This window comes from Herbiconiux sp., from assembly GCF_004297105.1.
In the GTDB taxonomy this organism is placed as follows: Bacteria; Actinomycetota; Actinomycetes; order Actinomycetales; family Microbacteriaceae; genus Herbiconiux.
This window is the reverse complement of the sequence record NZ_SCVE01000020.1, coordinates 162,354-179,630: the sequence shown is the minus strand read 5'-3', so window position 1 is coordinate 179,630 and position 17,277 is coordinate 162,354. Positions and strand designations below refer to the sequence as shown.

Below are 17,277 nucleotides of genomic sequence, written 5' to 3'. Positions count from 1 at the left end.
TGCAGAGGTGAGTAGCCACAAGATGTGGCAGGTCGGGCAGGGGCCGGCGCGGCACCGGCGCAGCGCAGCGCTCGATAGACTTCTTCTCATGCTTCGTTGGCTCACCGCCGGCGAGTCCCACGGTCAAGAGCTCATTGCGATCGTCGAAGGACTCCCGTCCGGCATCCCGGTAACACTCGATCAGCTCCGCACCGATCTCGCTCGGCGCAAGCTCGGCTACGGCCGTGGCGCGCGCATGAAGTTTGAGCAGGACGAGCTGAACCTCTCGGCCGGCGTCGTGCACGGCACGACGCTCGGCAGCCCCGTTGCGGTGCGCATCGGCAACACCGAGTGGCCGAAGTGGACCGAGGTCATGGGCGTCGAGCCCCGCGACGAGGAGCTCCCCGGTCGCGGTCGCAGCGCGCCCCTCACGCGCCCTCGTCCGGGTCACGCCGACCTCGTGGGCATGCAGAAGTACGACTTCGACGAGGCCCGGCCTATTCTGGAGCGCGCCAGCGCGCGAGAGACGGCCGCCCGTGTCGCCCTCGGAGCGATCGCCAAGTCGTTCCTCGCCGAGCTCGGCATCACCCTCGTGAGCCACACCCTCGCGATCGGGCCTGTGCGCGTTCCGGATGGCCGCCCGCTTCCGCGCCCGAGCGATGTCGATGCCCTCGACGCCGATCCGGTGCGCTGCTTCGACGCGGAGACCAGTGCGCTGATGGTCGCCGAGATCGACGACGCCCACAAGGAGGGCGACACCCTCGGCGGAGTGGTCGAGGTGCTCGCCTACGGGCTCCCGCCCGGACTCGGCTCCCACGTGCACTGGGACCGCCGGCTCGACTCGCAGCTCGCGGCCGCCCTCATGGGCATCCAGGCCATCAAGGGCGTGGAGGTCGGCGACGGCTTCGAGACCACGCGCCGCCGTGGCTCCGCTGCTCACGACGAGCTCTACCGCGAGGGCGAGGAGATCGTGCGCACCACCGACCGCGCAGGCGGTGTCGAAGGCGGCATGTCGACCGGCACCGTGCTGCGCGTGCGCGCCGGCATGAAGCCCATCGCCACCGTGCCGCACGCCCTGCACACCATCGACGTCGCGACGGGTGAGGATGCGGCCGCGCACCACCAGCGATCCGATGTCTGCGCCGTTCCGGCCGCGGGCGTCGTCGCCGAGGCGATGACCGCCTTGGTGCTCGCGAACGCCGTGCTCGAGAAGTTCGGCGGCGATTCCCTCGGCGAGACGCGCCGCAACCTCGAGTCGTACCTGGCCGCGATCCCGGACGCCCTGCGCACGGGCATCGCGCGCGCATGAAGCTCGTTCTGATCGGTCCTCCGGCCGCCGGCAAGTCCCGCATCGGCAAGCGGATCGCGCGTCTGCTCGACCTCCCGTACATCGACACCGACAAGCTCGTGGTGGCGGAGCACGGGGCCATCCCCGACATCTTCGCCGAGCACGGCGAAGCACACTTCCGGGCACTCGAGCGCGCGGCCGTCACCCAGGCCCTCACCACCGACGCCGTCATCTCGTTCGGGGGAGGCGCGGTGCTCGACGAAGACACGCAGCGCGACATCCGGAACGTCCCGGTGGTGCAGCTCACCGTGCAGCCGCACGCCGTGGCGGCGCGGCTCGGCAACGGCAAGCGGCCGTTGGTTCCGGACGTGGACGCGTGGGTCGCCCTCTACGCCACGCGCAAGCCGATCTACGAGTCGCTCGCCGATCAGTCGTTCGACACCTCCGATCTACCCACCGAACAGGTCGCCGAACAGATCGCCACCTGGGCACGCGAGCAGTTCACCGCACCAGAGACCCGCCCGCACGCCGCCGAGGAGCGCATCCGATGACCGAGCAGCAGAACGTCACCGCCATCCCCGTCACGGGTGATTCACCCTACGAGGTACTGGTGGGTCGCGGCATCCTTCCCCGGGTGGTCGACGGCCTCGGCGCCGGGGTGCGCAAGGTGCTCATCGTGCACCCGCCCACTCTCGGCGCTGCGGCGGCGGCCCTCCGCGAATCGTTGCTCGACCGCTACGAGGTGCTGCTGGCGGAGGTCCCGGATGCGGAGGCCGGCAAACGCGTCGAGGTCGCGGCGTTCTGCTGGCAGGTCCTCGGTCAGGCGGACTTCACCCGCACCGACGCCGTGATCGGCTTCGGGGGCGGAGCCGTCACCGACCTCGCCGGATTCGTGGCCGCCACCTGGCTGCGTGGCGTCACCCTCGTGCAGGCGCCCACCACGCTGCTCGGCATGGTGGATGCAGCCGTGGGCGGAAAGACCGGCATCAACACCAACGAGGGCAAGAACCTGGTGGGCGCGTTCTACGCACCGAGCCTCGTGGTGGCCGACCTCGATCTGCTCGCCACCCTGCCGCGCAACGAGATCCTCGCCGGGTTCGGGGAGGTCGTGAAGTGCGGGTTCATCGCCGAGCCGGAGATTCTCGACATCATCGAGGCCGACGTCGAGAGGGCGAGCGACCCTCTGAGCGACGAGTTCCGCCGACTGGTGGAGCTCTCGATCGGGGTCAAGGCGCGTGTCGTCAGCAGCGACTTCAAAGAAGCCGGGCTGCGCGAGATCCTGAACTACGGACACACGCTCGGCCACGCCATCGAGCACGCGGAGCGCTACCAGTGGCGGCACGGCGCGGCGGTGGCGGTCGGGATGATGTTCGCCGCCGAGCTGGGGCGGCTCACCGGTTCGCTCAGCGACTCCGTGGTCGACCGGCACCGCAGCATCCTCACGTCGCTGTCGCTGCCCACCGAATACCCGGGCGGACGCTGGCAGACGTTGCTCGCCACGATGCAGCGCGACAAGAAGACGCGCGGCGCGATGCTGCGGTTCATCGTGCTCGACGATCTCGCGCGGCCCACGGTGCTGCAGGGGCCTGAGACGTCGCTGCTCTACGCTGCCTATCAAGAGATCGCGTCGTAGGGGGAAATCGGATGGCATCTGTTCTCGTTCTGAACGGGCCCAATCTCGGCCGCCTCGGCAGCCGGGAGCCCGACGTGTACGGGGCCCAGGACCTCGAGGCGCTGCGCAGCGCCCTCACGGCCGATGCCGCTGGGGCCATCGAGATCGACCTTCGACAGACCAACGACGAGGCCGAGCTCATCTCGTGGCTCTATGAGGCGGTCGACACGGCGACCCCCGTCATCCTGAACCCGGCCGCGTTCACGCACTACTCCTACGCGTTGCGCGATGCCGCCGCGCTCGTCACCAAGGCCGGGCTCCCGCTCATCGAGGTGCACATCTCGAACCCGCACGCGCGCGAGACCTTCCGGCACACGAGTGTGATCTCGGCCGTGGCGTCCGGGGTCATCGCGGGCTTCGGGTTCGACTCGTACCGGCTCGCGTTGCGGAGCGTCATCGGGCTCTGAGCCCCCCCAGGGCGATAGCCGCTACACTCTTTCAGGACCGAAACGCCGGTCTCACCACTTTCTTCGAACGGAACATCCTTTTCATGGCTTCAACGAACGACATCAAGAACGGCACCGTGCTGGACATCGACGGCCAGCTCTGGAACGTGATCGAGTTCCAGCACGTCAAGCCCGGCAAGGGTGGCGCGTTCGTGCGCACCAAGATCAAGAACGTGCGCACCGGCAAGCTCGTCGACCGCACGTTCAACGCCGGCGCGAAGATCGAGACGGCCAATGTCGACCGTCGCGACTTCCAGTACCTGTACAAAGACGGCGACGACTACGTGTTCATGGACACCACCGACTACGACCAGATCACCATCCCCGGTGCCATCGTGGGCGACGCGGCGAACTTCATGCTCGAGCAGCAGATGGCCACCATCGCCCTCACGGGTGACGAGCCGCTCTACGTCGAGCTGCCCGCATCCGTCACCCTCGAGATCACCTACACCGAGCCGGGCCTGCAGGGCGACCGTTCGACCGGCGGCACCAAGCCGGCCACGGTCGAGACCGGCTACGAGATCCAGGTGCCGCTGTTCCTCGAGATCGGCACCAAGGTCAAGGTCGACACCCGCACGGGTGACTACCTCGGCCGGGTCAACTAGGTCCCGTCGTTGAGCGCACGCACGAAGGCCCGTAAGCGGGCCCTCGACATCTTGTTCGCCGCCGACGTGCGGCAGATCCCGATCGCGGAGTCGCTCGCGGCCGAAGCGGGCCGGGCCGCGGGGGAGCCGGATCGGCAGACCTCGTGGCTCTACGCCCGCGACATCGTCGACGGAGTGATGGACCACTTCTCGGAGATCGACGAGACCATCGAGACCTACGCGCAGGGCTGGACGATCGCGCGCATGCCGGCAGTCGATCGCGCGCTCCTCCGCATCGCGATCTGGGAGATCCTCTACAACGACGAGGTGCCCGCCTCCGTGGCGATCGCCGAGGCCGTGGAGGCCGCCAAGACCCTCTCGACCGACGACTCGTCGGGCTTCATCAACGGCGTGCTCGGCAAGGTGGCCCAGTCGGCCTGATGCCGTCTGGCGTCGCCTGCCGGCGGACATCGCCACATCTCGTCGCAACCGAGACCCTCAGGCCGCCGGTTGTCGTCTGGTGTGCGGATGTCCGCACTCCGGTGCTGAGATATACTCGAGTATGCCTCGGGCCCTCTTCGCGATCGTCTCCTGCCCTGACTGGATGGAGCCCTGCTACGACGAGCAGCCTCCGGCGTCGCGCATCGACATCTCGTCGCTCCTGTCCGACGTCCATTACTTTACGATCTGCGTGCTCGGCGCCGTGATCGTCGTGCGCCTGATCGCGGCCGGGTTCGGCACGATCGTGGTGTGGCGGTCACTGCACGACGACACTCGAACCCGGAACCGCTGATAGGCTCAGGGGTGCACGAAGTAGGCATCCTTTAAGTCCGTCCGAGAGGCGGGGAAGGAGGTCGGTTGCATGGCGCGAACTGTGCTGCAGCAGGCTGATACGGCCCGGGCGTTGACTCGGATCTCGCACGAGATCCTGGAGTCCAACCGGGGAGCAGACGATCTCGTCATCCTGGGCATCCCCACGCGGGGTGTTCTGCTGGCCGAGCGGATCGGCCGCCTGATCGTGGAGATCGAGCCGGGCGAGGGAACGGACGCGGGTCTCACCGGCGCACGCCGCGACGCCGCCGACCTCGTGGGCTCCCTCGACATCACGATGTACCGCGACGATCTGTCGAAGCATCCGACCCGCACCCCGCAGCCCACGCAGCTGCCCCGCCAGGGCATCGACGGCAAGACCGTGGTGCTCGTCGACGACGTTCTCTACTCGGGCCGCACCATCCGGGCCGCGCTCGACGCCCTCAACGACCTCGGCCGGCCCCGGGCCGTTCGGCTCGCCGTGCTCGTCGACCGGGGTCACCGCGAACTGCCCATCCGGGCCGACTTCGTGGGCAAGAACCTGCCCACCTCGCGCGACGAGCGCATCAACGTGCGCCTCGCCGAGATCGACGGCGTCGAGGAGGTGACGATCGAAGGATGAGACACCTCCTCTCCACCAAAGACCTCAGCCGTGCCGAGGCCATCCAGATCCTCGACATCGCCGAGGACATGGCCGACGTTCAGACCCGCGAGGTCAAGAAGCTCCCGACCCTCCGCGGCAAGACCGTGGTGAACCTCTTCTTCGAGGACTCGACCCGCACCCGCATCTCGTTCGAGGCCGCCGCGAAGCGGCTCTCCGCCGACGTGATCAACTTCGCCGCCAAGGGCTCCAGCGTGTCGAAGGGGGAGAGTCTGAAAGACACCGCGCAGACGCTCGCCGCGATGGGAGCGGATGGCGTGGTCATCCGCCACCACGCGTCCGGCGCACCTCAGGTGCTCGCCCAGAGCGACTGGATCGACGCCGGGGTCGTGAACGCCGGCGACGGCACTCACGAGCATCCGACCCAGGCTCTCCTCGACGCCTTCACGATGCGCCGGCGACTGCACCCGGGTGCGAGTCGCGGCAAAGACCTCGATGGCGTGTCGGTGGTGATCGTGGGCGACATCCTGCACTCCCGCGTGGCCCGCTCGAATCTCTGGCTGCTGCGCGCCCTCGGCGCCCAGGTCACCTTCGTGGCCCCGGCCACTCTGGTGCCGGTGGGGGCGAGCACCTGGCCCGTCGAGCTGAGCTTCGATCTCGATGCCACGCTCGCGGCGACGCGGCCCGACGTGCTCATGATGCTGCGCATCCAGAGCGAGCGGATGAACGCGGCCTACTTCCCGAACGCCCGCGAGTACGCGCGCCAGTGGGGCCTCTCCGACGAGCGCCTGGCCCGCCTGCGCCCGGATAGCATTGTGATGCACCCCGGGCCGATGAATCGCGGCCTCGAGATCTCGGCCGGTGCGGCCGACTCCACGCAGTCGACCGTGCTCGAGCAGGTCGCGAACGGGGTGTCCATCCGGATGGCGGTGCTGTACCTCCTGCTGTCCGGCGAACGAGAGGCCCTGAGTTGACCCGCGAGAGCACTGCACCGAACGGGCGCTACCTGCTGAAGGGCGCCACACTGCCGAACGGCGACGGTGCCGACATCCTGATCGAGGGCGGCCGCATCGTGTCGACCGGCACAGGAGCGGCGGATGCCGCCACCACCGTCATCGACGCCGCAGGCCTCGTGGCCCTCCCCGGCCTCGTCGACCTGCACACCCACCTCCGGGAACCCGGTTTCGAGCAGAGCGAGACGGTGCTCACCGGCACCCGTGCCGCTGCGGCCGGCGGATTCACCGCCGTCTTCGCCATGGCCAACACCCTCCCCGTCTCCGACACCGCCGGCGTCGTCGAGCAGGTGCAGGCCCTCGGCCAGGCCGCCGGCTACGCCACCGTGCGGCCCATCGGCGCGGTCACGGTCGGTCTCGCGGGCGAACTCCTCTCGGAGATCGGCGCCATGGCCCAGTCCCGCGCCGCCGTGCGGGTGTTCTCCGACGACGGCAAGTGCGTGCACGACTCGCTCCTCATGCGCCGCGCCCTCGAGTACGTGAAGACCTTCGACGGCGTCGTGGCCCAGCACTCGCAGGATCCGCGGCTCACCGAGAACGCCCAGATGAACGAGGGCGCCCTGAGCTCCGAGCTCGGTCTCAAGGGCTGGCCCGCGGTGGCCGAGGAATCGATCATCGCCCGCGACGTGCTTCTCGCCGAGCACGTGGGCGCCCGCCTCCACATCTGCCACCTCAGCACGGCCGGATCGGTCGACGTGGTGCGCTGGGCCAAGGCCCGCGGCATCCAGGTCACCGCCGAGGCGACGCCCCATCACCTGCTGCTGACCGAAGAGCTCATCCGCAGTTACGACGCGCGCTACAAGGTGAACCCGCCGCTGCGCCGAGACGAAGACGTGCAGGCCCTGCGGGCCGGCGTGGCCGACGGCACCATCGACATCATCGCCACCGATCACGCCCCGCACCCGCGTGAGAGCAAGGAGTGCGAGTGGGATGCGGCCGCCTTCGGCATGGTGGGCCTCGAGTCGGCCCTGCCCGTGGTGCAGACCGCCCTCGTCGACACCGGCCTGCTCGACTGGGCGGACGTCGCCCGCGTGCTCTCGAACCAGCCCGCCCGCATCGGGCGCCTCACCGGCCACAGTCACTCCTTCGAGAACGGCGCGGCGGCGAACATCACCCTGGTCGACCCGGCGGCGCGCAGCGTCTTCGAACTCGACCGGTTGCACGGCAAGAGCACCAACACCCCCTACGAGGGTGTGACGCTCTCGGGCAGCGTGCGCTGGACCTTCCACCAGGGCTTCCCGACGCTGCGCGACGGCGTGCTCGCCGACACCGCGGAGACGGCCACGGCCGCCCGTGAGTTCGCCCGCAGCCAGGAGGTGAACGCCTGATGGACCGCATCGTTCCCGGTGCCATCGTCACCGCCTTCGCCCTGCTGCTGCTCGCGGCCATGTTCTTCGCCTGGCGCGCCCGCACGCGCCGCCAGTCGGCGTTCCGCAGCCCCACGGCGACACCCGACGGGGATGCCCGCGGCAGCGTTCTCACGCAGGCGGAGGTTCTCTATGTCGCCACCACGACCGCCGGCAACCCCCTCGACCGCTTGACCATCCCGGGTCTCGCGTTCCGCGGTCGCGGCGTGGTCACCGTCACCACACTCGGCGTCTCGATCTCGATCCCCGGCGAACCGGAGACCTACATCGAGGCATCCCACCTCCGTTCGGTCGGCACCTCCACGTGGGCCATCGACCGCGTGGTGGAGACCGGCGGACTGGTGCGCCTCGACTGGACCTACGAGTCCGCCGACGGCCCCGTCGACGTCGAGAGCTACGTCAGAGCCACCGCACTCGGCGTCGCCAACCGCCTCATCGAGGCCACGAACTCCCTCATCCCGCAGGCCGCCCACCCGGCCGATGCATCCCCGCAACAGGAAGGACCCTCGTCGTGATCACAACCGAACCCGCCGTACTCGTGCTGGAAGACGGTCGACGTTACGAGGGCCGCGCCTACGGAGCCCGCGGCCGCACCCTCGGTGAGGCCGTGTTCGCCACCGGCATGACCGGCTACCAGGAGACGCTCACCGACCCGTCGTACGCCGGCCAGATCGTGATGCAGACCGCGCCGCACATCGGCAACACCGGTGTGAACGACACCGACAAGGAGTCGTCGAAGATCTGGGTGGCCGGGTACGTGGTGCGCGACCCCTCTCGAGTGGTGTCGAACTTCCGCGCACAGCGGAGCCTCGACGACGACCTCGAGTCGGACGGCGTCGTGGGCATCTCGGGCATCGACACCCGCGCCGTCACCCGTCACCTCCGGAGCCTCGGCGCGATGCGCGCCGGCATCTTCTCGGGGGCGGAGTACGAGCTCAGCGCCACCGACCAGCTGAACGCCGTGCGTTCGGGCGCCGAGATGGCCGGCCAGAACCTCTCCACCGTGGTGTCGACCCCCGAGCGCTACCAGGTGCCGGCCCAGGGCGAACGGATCGGCTCCGTGGCCGTGCTCGACCTCGGGGTGAAGACCTCCACACTGAACTACCTCGCCGAACGCGGTTTCGACGTGGAGGTGCTGCCCGAGTCGGTCACCGCCGACGAGGTGCGAGAACTCGCACCGGATGCCCTCTTCTACAGCAACGGCCCCGGCGACCCGGAGGCATCCGAGACCCATGTGGAGCTGCTGCAGGACCTGCTGCGTGGCGGCACACCCTACTTCGGCATCTGCTTCGGCAACCAGCTGCTCGGGCGCGCGCTCGGCTTCGGCACCTACAAGCTGCCGTTCGGTCACCGTGGTATCAACCAGCCCGTTCTCGACAAGACCACAGGCCGCGTCGAGATCACCAGCCAGAACCACGGCTTCGCCGTCGAGGCGCCCCGCGAGGGCGTGATCGACTCGCCCGCCGGCTTCGGCCGCGTCGAGGTGAGCCACGTGAGCCTCAACGACGACGTGGTGGAGGGCATCCGCTGCCTCGACATCGACGCGTTCTCGGTGCAGTACCACCCCGAGGCGGCGGCCGGCCCGCACGATTCGATGTACCTGTTCGACCGCTTCCGCGACATGATCCTGGCGAAGAAGACCGCGGCCCTCGAGGCCGATGCGCACTTCGTCGAGGCCCCCTCCGAAGGAGACAACCAGTAATGCCAAAGAGAGACGACATCACGAGCGTTCTCGTCATCGGCTCCGGCCCGATCGTCATCGGTCAGGCCTGCGAGTTCGACTACTCGGGCACCCAGGCCTGCCGCGTGCTGCGCGAGGAGGGCGTGCGCGTCATCCTGGTGAACTCCAACCCGGCCACCATCATGACCGACCCCGACTTCGCCGACGCCACCTACGTGGAACCCATCACCTGGCAGGTGATCGAGTCGATCATCGCCAAGGAGAAGCCGGATGCGATCCTGCCGACCCTCGGCGGCCAGACCGCGCTCAACGCGGCCATCCAGCTGCACGAGCACGGCATCCTCGAGAAGTACGACGTCGAGCTGATCGGCGCGAACTTCGAGGCCATCAACAAGGGCGAAGACCGCCAGATCTTCAAGCAGCTCGTGCTCGACGCGGGCGCGGATGTCGCGCGCAGCCACATCGCGCACACCGTCGAGGAGGCCATCGGCTTCGCCGACGACCTCGGCTACCCGCTCGTGGTGCGCCCCTCGTTCACCATGGGCGGCCTCGGCTCCGGCTTCGCCTACGACGAGACCGAGCTGCGCCGCATCGTGGGCGACGGCCTGCACCAGAGCCCCACCACCGAGGTGCTCCTCGAGGAGTCGATCCTCGGCTGGAAGGAGTACGAGCTCGAGCTCATGCGCGACACCGCCGACAACACGGTGGTGGTGTGCTCGATCGAGAACGTCGACCCCGTCGGCGTGCACACGGGTGACTCGATCACCGTGGCACCCGCGCTCACGCTGACCGACCGCGAGTACCAGAAGCTGCGCGACATCGGCATCGACATCATCCGCGCGGTGGGCGTCGACACGGGCGGCTGCAACATCCAGTTCGCCGTCGACCCCGCCAACGGGCGCATCATCGTGATCGAGATGAACCCGCGCGTCTCCCGCTCCAGCGCCTTGGCCTCGAAGGCCACGGGCTTCCCGATCGCCAAGATCGCGGCGAAGCTCGCCATCGGCTACCGGCTCGACGAGATCCCGAACGACATCACCAAGGTGACCCCGGCATCCTTCGAGCCCACGCTCGACTACGTCGTGGTGAAGGTTCCCCGCTTCGCGTTCGAGAAGTTCCCGGCCGCCGACCCCACCCTCACCACCACCATGAAGTCGGTGGGTGAAGCGATGGCCATCGGACGCAACTACTCGCAGGCGCTGCAGAAGGCTCTGCGCTCGCTCGAGAAGCGCGGCTCCTCGTTCCACTGGGACGGCGAGCCCGGCGACAAAGACGAACTGCTCGCCATCGCGGCGGTGCCGACGGATGGCCGTATCGTCACGCTGCAGCAGGCGCTGCGGGCCGGCGCATCGATCGAGGAGGCCTTCGAGGCCACCAAGATCGACCCCTGGTTCATCGACCAGATCGTGCTCATCAACGAGGTGGCCGACGCCATCGCGGCTTCGGACAACGCCGACCACGCGATGTTCACCCTCGCCAAGGAGCACGGCTTCTCGGATGCCCAGATCGCGTCGCTGCGCGGCTTCGGCGAGAAGGAGGTGCGCGAGGTGCGGCACATCCTCGGCATCCGCCCGGTCTACAAGACGGTCGACACCTGTGCGGGGGAGTTCCCCGCCCTCACGCCGTATCACTACTCGAGCTACGACCAGGAGACCGAGGTCGCTCCGTCGGACCGCCGCAAGGTCGTCATCCTCGGATCGGGCCCCAACCGCATCGGCCAGGGCGTGGAGTTCGACTACTCCTGCGTGCACGCCTCGTTCGCGCTGTCGGATGCGGGCTTCGAGACCATCATGATCAACTGCAACCCCGAGACGGTCTCCACCGACTACGACACCTCCGACCGCCTCTACTTCGAGCCGCTCACGCTCGAAGACGTGCTGGAGGTCATCCACGCGGAATCGCAGTCGGGTGAGCTCGTGGGCGTCGTCGTGCAGCTCGGCGGCCAGACCGCCCTGGGCCTCGCCAAGGGGCTCGAGGAGGCCGGCGTGCCGATCCTCGGCACCACCCCCGCCGCGATCGACCTGGCGGAGGAACGCGGGCTCTTCTCGGGCATCCTCGACGCCGCCGGCATCCTGGCCCCGAAGAACGGCACGGCCACCGACTACGAGTCGGCCGTGGCCGTGGCCGAGGAGATCGGCTTCCCGGTGCTCGTGCGTCCCTCTTACGTGCTGGGCGGCCGCGGTATGGAGATCGTCTACGACACCCCGTCGCTCGCCGACTACTTCGAGCGCATCGCCGGTCAGGGCATGGTGGGCACCGCCAACCCCCTGCTCGTCGACCGCTTCCTCGACGACGCCATCGAGATCGACGTCGACGCGCTCTACGACGGCACCGAGCTCTACGTCGGCGGCATCATGGAGCACCTCGAGGAGGCCGGCGTGCACTCCGGCGACTCGAGCTGCTCGCTGCCACCCGTGACGCTCGGCCGCCAGCAGATCGACGCGGTGCGGGATGCGACGCTGAAGATCGCCGAGGGCATCGGGGTGCGCGGTCTGCTGAACGTGCAGTTCGCCATCGGTGCCGGCATCCTCTACGTGCTCGAGGCCAACCCGCGCGCCTCGCGGACGGTGCCCTTCGTGTCGAAGGCGCTCGGCATCCCCCTGGCGAAGGCCGCCTCACGGATCATGGTGGGCACGACCATCGACGAGCTGAAGTCGGAAGGCCTCCTGCCGACGCAGGACGGCTCGATCGTGCCGCTCGACTCGCCGGTGTCGGTGAAGGAGGCCGTGCTGCCGTTCAAGCGGTTCCGCACCAAGGAGGGCCTGATCGTCGACTCGGTGCTCGGCCCGGAGATGCGCTCCACCGGTGAGGTCATGGGCATCGACCGCGACTTCCCGCGGGCGTTCGCCAAGAGCCAGGAGGCCGCATATGGCGGCATGCCGACATCCGGCACCGTGTTCGTGTCGGTCTCGGACCGCGACAAGCGCGCCATCGTGCTGCCGGTGCTGCGGCTGCAGCAGCTGGGCTTCGAGATCCTCGCCACCGAGGGCACGGCCGAGGTGCTGAACCGCAATGGCATCCACGCCCGGCTCGTGGCGAAGCACTCCGAGGGCAAGGAGTCGGAAGAGGCGGTCGAGACCATCGTCGACCTCATCAACGCCGACAAGGTCGACATCGTGATCAACACGCCCTCGGGCCGCTCGGCACGGGTCGACGGCTACGAGATCCGTGCCGCGGCCGTGGCGGCCGACAAGCCGCTGTTCACCACGATCGCCCAACTCGGCGCGGCCGTGGCCTCGTTCGATGTGCTCAGCGAAGGATTCGAGGTCACCTCGCTGCAGGAGTACGCCCTGGCCCGGAGCGCGCGCGGATGACCGACGCTCGCCCCGCCTCCTTCGGAGAGCGCCTCGACACCGTCTTCGGGCGGCGTGGGCACCTCTGCGTCGGCATCGACCCGCACCCCTACCTGCTCGACGGGTGGGACCTGCCGGCCGACGCATCCGGTGTGCGCTCGTTCGGGCTCTCGGTCGTCGAGGCGGTGGCGGCGTCTCCGCGCGCCGGCATCGTGAAGCCGCAGGTCGCGTTCTTCGAGGCCTACGGGTCGGCAGGATTCGCGGCCCTCGAAGACGTGCTCGCCGCAGCCCGCGCGGCGGGGTTGCTGGTGATCGGCGATGCCAAACGCGGCGACATCGGGTCGACCAACGAAGGCTACGCGGCGGCCTGGCTCACCCCGGGCTCGCCGCTCGAGGTCGACGCCCTCACCGTCACCGCCTTCACTGGGGTCGACGCACTGGGCCCCCTCTTCGACCGTGCCTCCGAGCACGGAAAGGGTCTCTTCGTGCTGAGCGCCACCTCGAACCCCGAGTCGCGTGCCCTGCAGACCGCGCGAACGGATGCGGGCGCGAGCGTCTCCCGTCTGGTTGCCGAGGGGGTGGCCTCCCGCAACACCGACCGCACCCGGCTCGGCGACTTCGGCCTGGTGCTCGGCGCCACCAAGCGCCTCGATGAGTATGGTTTCACGCCGGAGGCGGTGCGTGCCCTCTCCACGACCCCGGTGCTCGCTCCCGGGTTCGGGTTCCAGGGTGCCGAGTTCACCGCGATCCCACACGTCTTCGGGCCGCTCGCGCCCGATGTGATCGTGAGCGTGTCGCGTTCCATCCTGCAGCACGGGGCTGCCGGGCTCGCGTCGGCGATCGAGGCGGATGCCTCCCGCGTGGGCGAGGTGATCGCATGAACCCGCCCGAGGTCGACCGAGCCGCCGCATCGCGCGCCGCCGTCGCGGCGCGTCGCGCCCGTGCCGCCGTGAAGCGTGCGGTGAACGAGCGTCGTCTCAGTGCGACATCCGTTCTCGAGACCGCACTGTCGAGCACCGAGAGCATCGAGGCGACGCTCCGCGTGCGCGATCTGCTGCTCAGCATCCCGGGCCTCGGCCCCGTGCGTGTCGAGCGCATCATGGAGCGGCTCGAGATCGCTCCCTCGAAGCGGCTCGCCGGGCTCGGTGTGCACCAGCGGGACCGTCTGCGCGCCTTCCTCGCTCAGCGCGCCCCCCGGGTCGAAGGTGGCGAGCAGAGCCGCCTGGTGGTGCTCGCGGGCCCCACGGCCGTGGGCAAGGGAACCGTGTCGGGCTACATCCGCGAGAACTATCCCGACGTCCTCCTCTCGGTGTCGGCCACCACTCGGGCACCGCGCCCCGGCGAGATCGATGGCGTGAGCTACTACTTCGTCACCGACGAGGAGTTCGACCGCATGGTCGAGGCGGGGGAGTTCCTCGAGTGGGCGGTGGTGCACAACAAGTCGCGCTACGGCACTCCACGGCCCCCGATCGATGCCGCTCTCGCCGAGGGCCGGAGCGTGCTGCTCGAGATCGACATCCAGGGCGCACGCCAGGTCAAGCAGGCCGAGCCATCCGCGACCCTGGTGTTCCTGCTGCCTCCGACGTGGGACGAACTGGTGCGCCGGCTCATCGGCCGCGGCACCGAGACGCTCGAGGAGCAGCAGCGCCGGCTCACCACCGCGAAGGTCGAATTGGCGGCCCAGGACGAGTTCGATTTCCGTGTCGTGAACAACGATGTGCAGGCCGCGGCGGCAGAGGTCGTAGAATTGATGCAGATTCAGAAGGCGATCGACCTTCGCAGCAAGGAGTAAGCACACAATGCCCACCAACAAACTCGGCATCATCGACCCGCCCATCGACGAACTTCTCTCGAAGGTCGACTCGAAGTACGCCCTAGTGATCTTCGCTTCGAAGCGCGCCCGCCAGATCAACGACTACTACGCCGATCTGCACGAAGGCAGCCTGTTCGACAACGTCGGCCCCCTCGTCGATTCCACGATCGACGACAAGCCGCTCTCCGTCGCCATGCACGAGATCAACGAGGACAAGCTCCAGATCAAGGCCGGCGCCCCGATCGTCGAGTAGTACAGCTCGTTCACATCGAACGGAACGGCACCACAGCACCTTCTCAACGGAGCGCAATTGAACATCGTCGTCGGAATCACGGGTGGCATCGCGGCTTACAAGGCCGTGAACGTCATCCGTGGTCTCGTTCTGGCGGGTCATGACGTGCACGTGGTGGCCACCGAGGCGGCCCTGCGGTTCGTCGGCCGCCCGACGCTCGAGGCGATCTCCCGCAACACCGTCAACACCGACCTCTATGAGGCCGTGGCCGAGGTGCGGCACGTGGCCATCGGTCAGGCCGCCGATCTCATCGTGATCGCGCCGGCCACCGCGAACACCATCGCGAAGCTCGCCACCGGCCTCGCCGACGACCTGCTCGGCAACACCGTGCTGGCCAGTCGCGCCCCTCTCGTGATCGCCCCGGCGATGCACACCGAGATGTGGCAGAACCCGGCCACGGTCGCCAACATCGCGCTGCTCCGATCGCGGGGAGTGCATCTCGTCGGGCCGGTGAGCGGGCAGTTGACCGGCACGGACTCGGGTGTCGGGCGGATGGCCGAACCCGACGACATCGTCGCGCACGCGCTGGCCGTCGCCTCGGGCGCGTCGACCCGCATCCGGGATCTCGAAGGCCGGCGCGTTCTGGTCACCGCGGGGGGCACCCGCGAACCGCTCGATCCCGTGCGCTTCATCGGCAACCGCTCGAGCGGCCGGCAGGGCGTCGCCCTCGCCGAGGCCGCGCGCGACCGGGGCGCCGCCGTGACGCTCATCGCGGCCCACGTGGAGGTTCCGTTGCCCACGGAGATCGACGTGATCCGGGTGGAGACCACCGAGCAGCTGTTGCAGGCCACGAGCGCCGAGGCGGCGCGCAGCGACCTCACCATCATGGCGGCGGCGGTGGCTGACTACCGGCCGGTCGAGGTCGCCGAGGGCAAGATCAAGAAGATCCACGCGGGGGAGCGGCTCACGCTCGAGCTCGTGCAGAACCCCGACATCCTCGCCACCATCTCGGCGCTGCCGCGCGACGGCCGGTTGATCGTGGGTTTCGCAGCCGAGACCGCATCCGATCGCGAGGCATTGCTCGAACTCGGTCGCGCGAAGGTCGCGCGCAAGGGCTGCGACTACCTCGTGGTGAACGAGGTGGGCTGGACCACCGGGTTCGCCACAGAAGGAAATGCGGTGACCGTGCTCGATGCATCCGGCGCTATAGTTTTCGAGGCATCCGGCAGCAAGACGTCGGTGGCCGATGACATTCTCGGAGTGTTCGCCGCCGCCTTATCAGGAGCACAATGACCTCTCTACGCCTCTTCACCTCCGAGTCCGTCACCGAGGGGCACCCCGACAAGATCTGCGACCAGATCTCCGACAGCATCCTCGACGCACTGCTCGCGGTCGACCCGCACTCGCGTGTCGCGGTGGAGACCCTCGTCACCACCGGTCTCGTGCATGTGGCGGGCGAGGTCACCACGCAGGGCTACGTCGAGATCCCGGCGATCGTGCGCGAGAAGATCACGTCGATCGGTTACACCTCGTCGGACGTCTGGTTCGACGGCCGCTCCTGCGGTGTGTCGGTGTCGATCGGCGGCCAGTCGCCCGACATCGCCCAGGGCGTCGACAACGCGTTCGAGACCCGCGAGGGTGCGTCGATCGATGAGGGCGACCGGCAGGGTGCAGGCGATCAGGGCATCATGTTCGGGTACGCCACCACGGAGACGCCCCAGTTCATGCCGTTGCCGATCTGGCTGGCGCACCGGCTCTCCGAGCGCCTGGCCACCGTGCGCAAAGAAGGCCTGCTCGACTACCTGCGACCCGACGGCAAGACCCAGGTCACCATCGGCTACGACGGCGTGGTTCCCCGCACGGTCGACACGGTCGTGCTCTCGACACAGCACGCGCCGAGCATCGGGCTCGACGATCTGCGGCACCAGGTGGAAGAGCTCGTCATCCGCCCCGTGCTGGAGGCCACGGCGGCCGGCGGGGTGCAGCTCGACTACTCCGACGTGAAGATCCTCATCAACCCCACCGGCCGGTTCGAGATCGGCGGGCCGCAGGGTGACGCCGGGCTCACCGGGCGCAAGATCATCGTCGACACCTACGGCGGGGCATCCCGTCACGGCGGTGGCGCCTTCAGCGGCAAAGACCCGTCGAAGGTCGACCGATCGGCGGCCTACGCGATGCGCTGGGTGGCCAAGAACGCCGTGGCAGCCGGCCTCGCGTCGCGCCTCGAGGTGCAGATCGCCTACGCCATCGGCAAGGCCGCACCGGTGGGCTTCTACGTCGAGACCTTCGGCACCGGAGTGGTCTCCGATGCTGCCATCACCGACGCTCTGCGCAGCGTCTTCGACCTGCGCCCCGCGGCCATCATCGACGACCTGAACCTGCTGCGCCCCATCTACGCCCAGACGGCGACCTACGGCCACTTCGGCCGGGAACTGCCCGACTTCACCTGGGAGCGCCTCGACCGGGTCGACGAGATCCGGGCCGCAGCGGGCCTCTGA

General features: G+C 68.8%; 18 protein-coding genes. All 18 read left to right on the top strand.

Annotated elements, in window-relative coordinates:
• Nucleotides 1-88: 88 nt before the first annotated feature.
• Nucleotides 89-1,288 (top strand): chorismate synthase, encoded by a 1,200-nt coding sequence (aroC, locus tag EPO52_RS16930; protein ID WP_290808933.1) that lies wholly within the window; start codon nt 89-91, stop codon nt 1,286-1,288.
• Nucleotides 1,285-1,818: a shikimate kinase gene (locus EPO52_RS16925; RefSeq protein WP_290808931.1), complete on the top strand. Its 534-nt coding sequence runs from the start codon at nt 1,285-1,287 to the stop codon at nt 1,816-1,818. Before aroC ends, EPO52_RS16925 begins: the two co-directional genes overlap by 4 nt.
• Complete coding sequence (gene aroB / locus EPO52_RS16920) at nt 1,815-2,900, top strand: 3-dehydroquinate synthase (RefSeq protein WP_290808929.1); 1,086 nt, start codon at nt 1,815-1,817, stop codon at nt 2,898-2,900. The genes EPO52_RS16925 and aroB overlap by 4 nt, the downstream gene beginning before the upstream one ends.
• A gap of 11 nt (nt 2,901-2,911) precedes the next feature.
• Nucleotides 2,912-3,346, top strand: coding sequence for a type II 3-dehydroquinate dehydratase (gene aroQ / locus EPO52_RS16915; RefSeq protein WP_290808928.1), 435 nt, complete (start codon nt 2,912-2,914; stop codon nt 3,344-3,346).
• 83 nt (nt 3,347-3,429) lie between these two features.
• Nucleotides 3,430-3,990, top strand: a complete 561-nt coding sequence (gene efp, locus EPO52_RS16910) for an elongation factor P (protein ID WP_290808926.1) — start codon at nt 3,430-3,432, stop codon at nt 3,988-3,990.
• A gap of 9 nt (nt 3,991-3,999) precedes the next feature.
• Nucleotides 4,000-4,410 (top strand): transcription antitermination factor NusB, encoded by a 411-nt coding sequence (gene nusB / locus EPO52_RS16905; RefSeq protein ID WP_290808924.1) that lies wholly within the window; start codon nt 4,000-4,002, stop codon nt 4,408-4,410.
• 121 nt (nt 4,411-4,531) lie between these two features.
• On the top strand, nt 4,532-4,762 hold the full coding sequence (locus EPO52_RS16900) for a hypothetical protein (RefSeq protein WP_290808923.1): 231 nt from the start codon (nt 4,532-4,534) through the stop codon (nt 4,760-4,762).
• A gap of 69 nt (nt 4,763-4,831) precedes the next feature.
• Nucleotides 4,832-5,401, top strand: coding sequence for a bifunctional pyr operon transcriptional regulator/uracil phosphoribosyltransferase PyrR (pyrR, locus tag EPO52_RS16895; RefSeq protein WP_290808921.1), 570 nt, complete (start codon nt 4,832-4,834; stop codon nt 5,399-5,401).
• Complete coding sequence (locus tag EPO52_RS16890) at nt 5,398-6,354, top strand: aspartate carbamoyltransferase catalytic subunit (RefSeq protein WP_290808919.1); 957 nt, start codon at nt 5,398-5,400, stop codon at nt 6,352-6,354. The genes pyrR and EPO52_RS16890 overlap by 4 nt, the downstream gene beginning before the upstream one ends.
• Nucleotides 6,351-7,721: a dihydroorotase gene (locus EPO52_RS16885; protein ID WP_290808917.1), complete on the top strand. Its 1,371-nt coding sequence runs from the start codon at nt 6,351-6,353 to the stop codon at nt 7,719-7,721. The genes EPO52_RS16890 and EPO52_RS16885 overlap by 4 nt, the downstream gene beginning before the upstream one ends.
• A complete protein-coding gene (locus tag EPO52_RS16880; RefSeq protein ID WP_290808915.1) occupies nt 7,721-8,275 on the top strand; it encodes a hypothetical protein in 555 nt (184 codons plus the stop codon). Before EPO52_RS16885 ends, EPO52_RS16880 begins: the two co-directional genes overlap by 1 nt.
• A complete protein-coding gene (gene carA / locus EPO52_RS16875; RefSeq protein ID WP_290808913.1) occupies nt 8,272-9,462 on the top strand; it encodes a glutamine-hydrolyzing carbamoyl-phosphate synthase small subunit in 1,191 nt (396 codons plus the stop codon). Before EPO52_RS16880 ends, carA begins: the two co-directional genes overlap by 4 nt.
• A complete protein-coding gene (gene carB, locus EPO52_RS16870; RefSeq protein ID WP_290808910.1) occupies nt 9,462-12,755 on the top strand; it encodes a carbamoyl-phosphate synthase large subunit in 3,294 nt (1,097 codons plus the stop codon). Before carA ends, carB begins: the two co-directional genes overlap by 1 nt.
• Nucleotides 12,752-13,615, top strand: a complete 864-nt coding sequence (gene pyrF / locus EPO52_RS16865) for an orotidine-5'-phosphate decarboxylase (protein WP_290808908.1) — start codon at nt 12,752-12,754, stop codon at nt 13,613-13,615. Before carB ends, pyrF begins: the two co-directional genes overlap by 4 nt.
• A complete protein-coding gene (gene gmk / locus EPO52_RS16860) occupies nt 13,612-14,526 on the top strand; it encodes a guanylate kinase (protein ID WP_290808906.1) in 915 nt (304 codons plus the stop codon). Before pyrF ends, gmk begins: the two co-directional genes overlap by 4 nt.
• 7 nt (nt 14,527-14,533) lie before the next feature.
• Entirely contained in the window at nt 14,534-14,800 is a 267-nt protein-coding gene (rpoZ, locus tag EPO52_RS16855; RefSeq protein ID WP_290808904.1) for a DNA-directed RNA polymerase subunit omega, read from the top strand.
• A 57-nt stretch (nt 14,801-14,857) separates the two neighbouring features.
• Nucleotides 14,858-16,072, top strand: a complete 1,215-nt coding sequence (gene coaBC / locus EPO52_RS16850; RefSeq protein WP_290808902.1) for a bifunctional phosphopantothenoylcysteine decarboxylase/phosphopantothenate--cysteine ligase CoaBC — start codon at nt 14,858-14,860, stop codon at nt 16,070-16,072.
• On the top strand, nt 16,069-17,277 hold the full coding sequence (gene metK, locus EPO52_RS16845; RefSeq protein ID WP_290808900.1) for a methionine adenosyltransferase: 1,209 nt from the start codon (nt 16,069-16,071) through the stop codon (nt 17,275-17,277). The genes coaBC and metK overlap by 4 nt, the downstream gene beginning before the upstream one ends.

Bases quoted from the DNA above. Each gene is read 5' to 3' on its own strand.
- efp (WP_290808926.1), top strand. From the start codon at position 3,430: ATGGCTTCAACGAACGACATCAAGAACGGCACCGTGCTGGACATCGAC.
- EPO52_RS16890 (WP_290808919.1), top strand. From the start codon at position 5,398: ATGAGACACCTCCTCTCCACCAAAGACCTCAGCCGTGCCGAGGCCATC.
- EPO52_RS16900 (WP_290808923.1), top strand. From the start codon at position 4,532: ATGCCTCGGGCCCTCTTCGCGATCGTCTCCTGCCCTGACTGGATGGAG.
- carB (WP_290808910.1), top strand. From the start codon at position 9,462: ATGCCAAAGAGAGACGACATCACGAGCGTTCTCGTCATCGGCTCCGGC.
- EPO52_RS16925 (WP_290808931.1), top strand. From the start codon at position 1,285: ATGAAGCTCGTTCTGATCGGTCCTCCGGCCGCCGGCAAGTCCCGCATC.
- metK (WP_290808900.1), top strand. From the start codon at position 16,069: ATGACCTCTCTACGCCTCTTCACCTCCGAGTCCGTCACCGAGGGGCAC.
- aroC (WP_290808933.1), top strand. From the start codon at position 89: ATGCTTCGTTGGCTCACCGCCGGCGAGTCCCACGGTCAAGAGCTCATT.
- pyrF (WP_290808908.1), top strand. From the start codon at position 12,752: ATGACCGACGCTCGCCCCGCCTCCTTCGGAGAGCGCCTCGACACCGTC.
- EPO52_RS16880 (WP_290808915.1), top strand. From the start codon at position 7,721: ATGGACCGCATCGTTCCCGGTGCCATCGTCACCGCCTTCGCCCTGCTG.
- aroQ (WP_290808928.1), top strand. From the start codon at position 2,912: ATGGCATCTGTTCTCGTTCTGAACGGGCCCAATCTCGGCCGCCTCGGC.
- pyrR (WP_290808921.1), top strand. From the start codon at position 4,832: ATGGCGCGAACTGTGCTGCAGCAGGCTGATACGGCCCGGGCGTTGACT.
- rpoZ (WP_290808904.1), top strand. From the start codon at position 14,534: ATGCCCACCAACAAACTCGGCATCATCGACCCGCCCATCGACGAACTT.
- aroB (WP_290808929.1), top strand. From the start codon at position 1,815: ATGACCGAGCAGCAGAACGTCACCGCCATCCCCGTCACGGGTGATTCA.
- gmk (WP_290808906.1), top strand. From the start codon at position 13,612: ATGAACCCGCCCGAGGTCGACCGAGCCGCCGCATCGCGCGCCGCCGTC.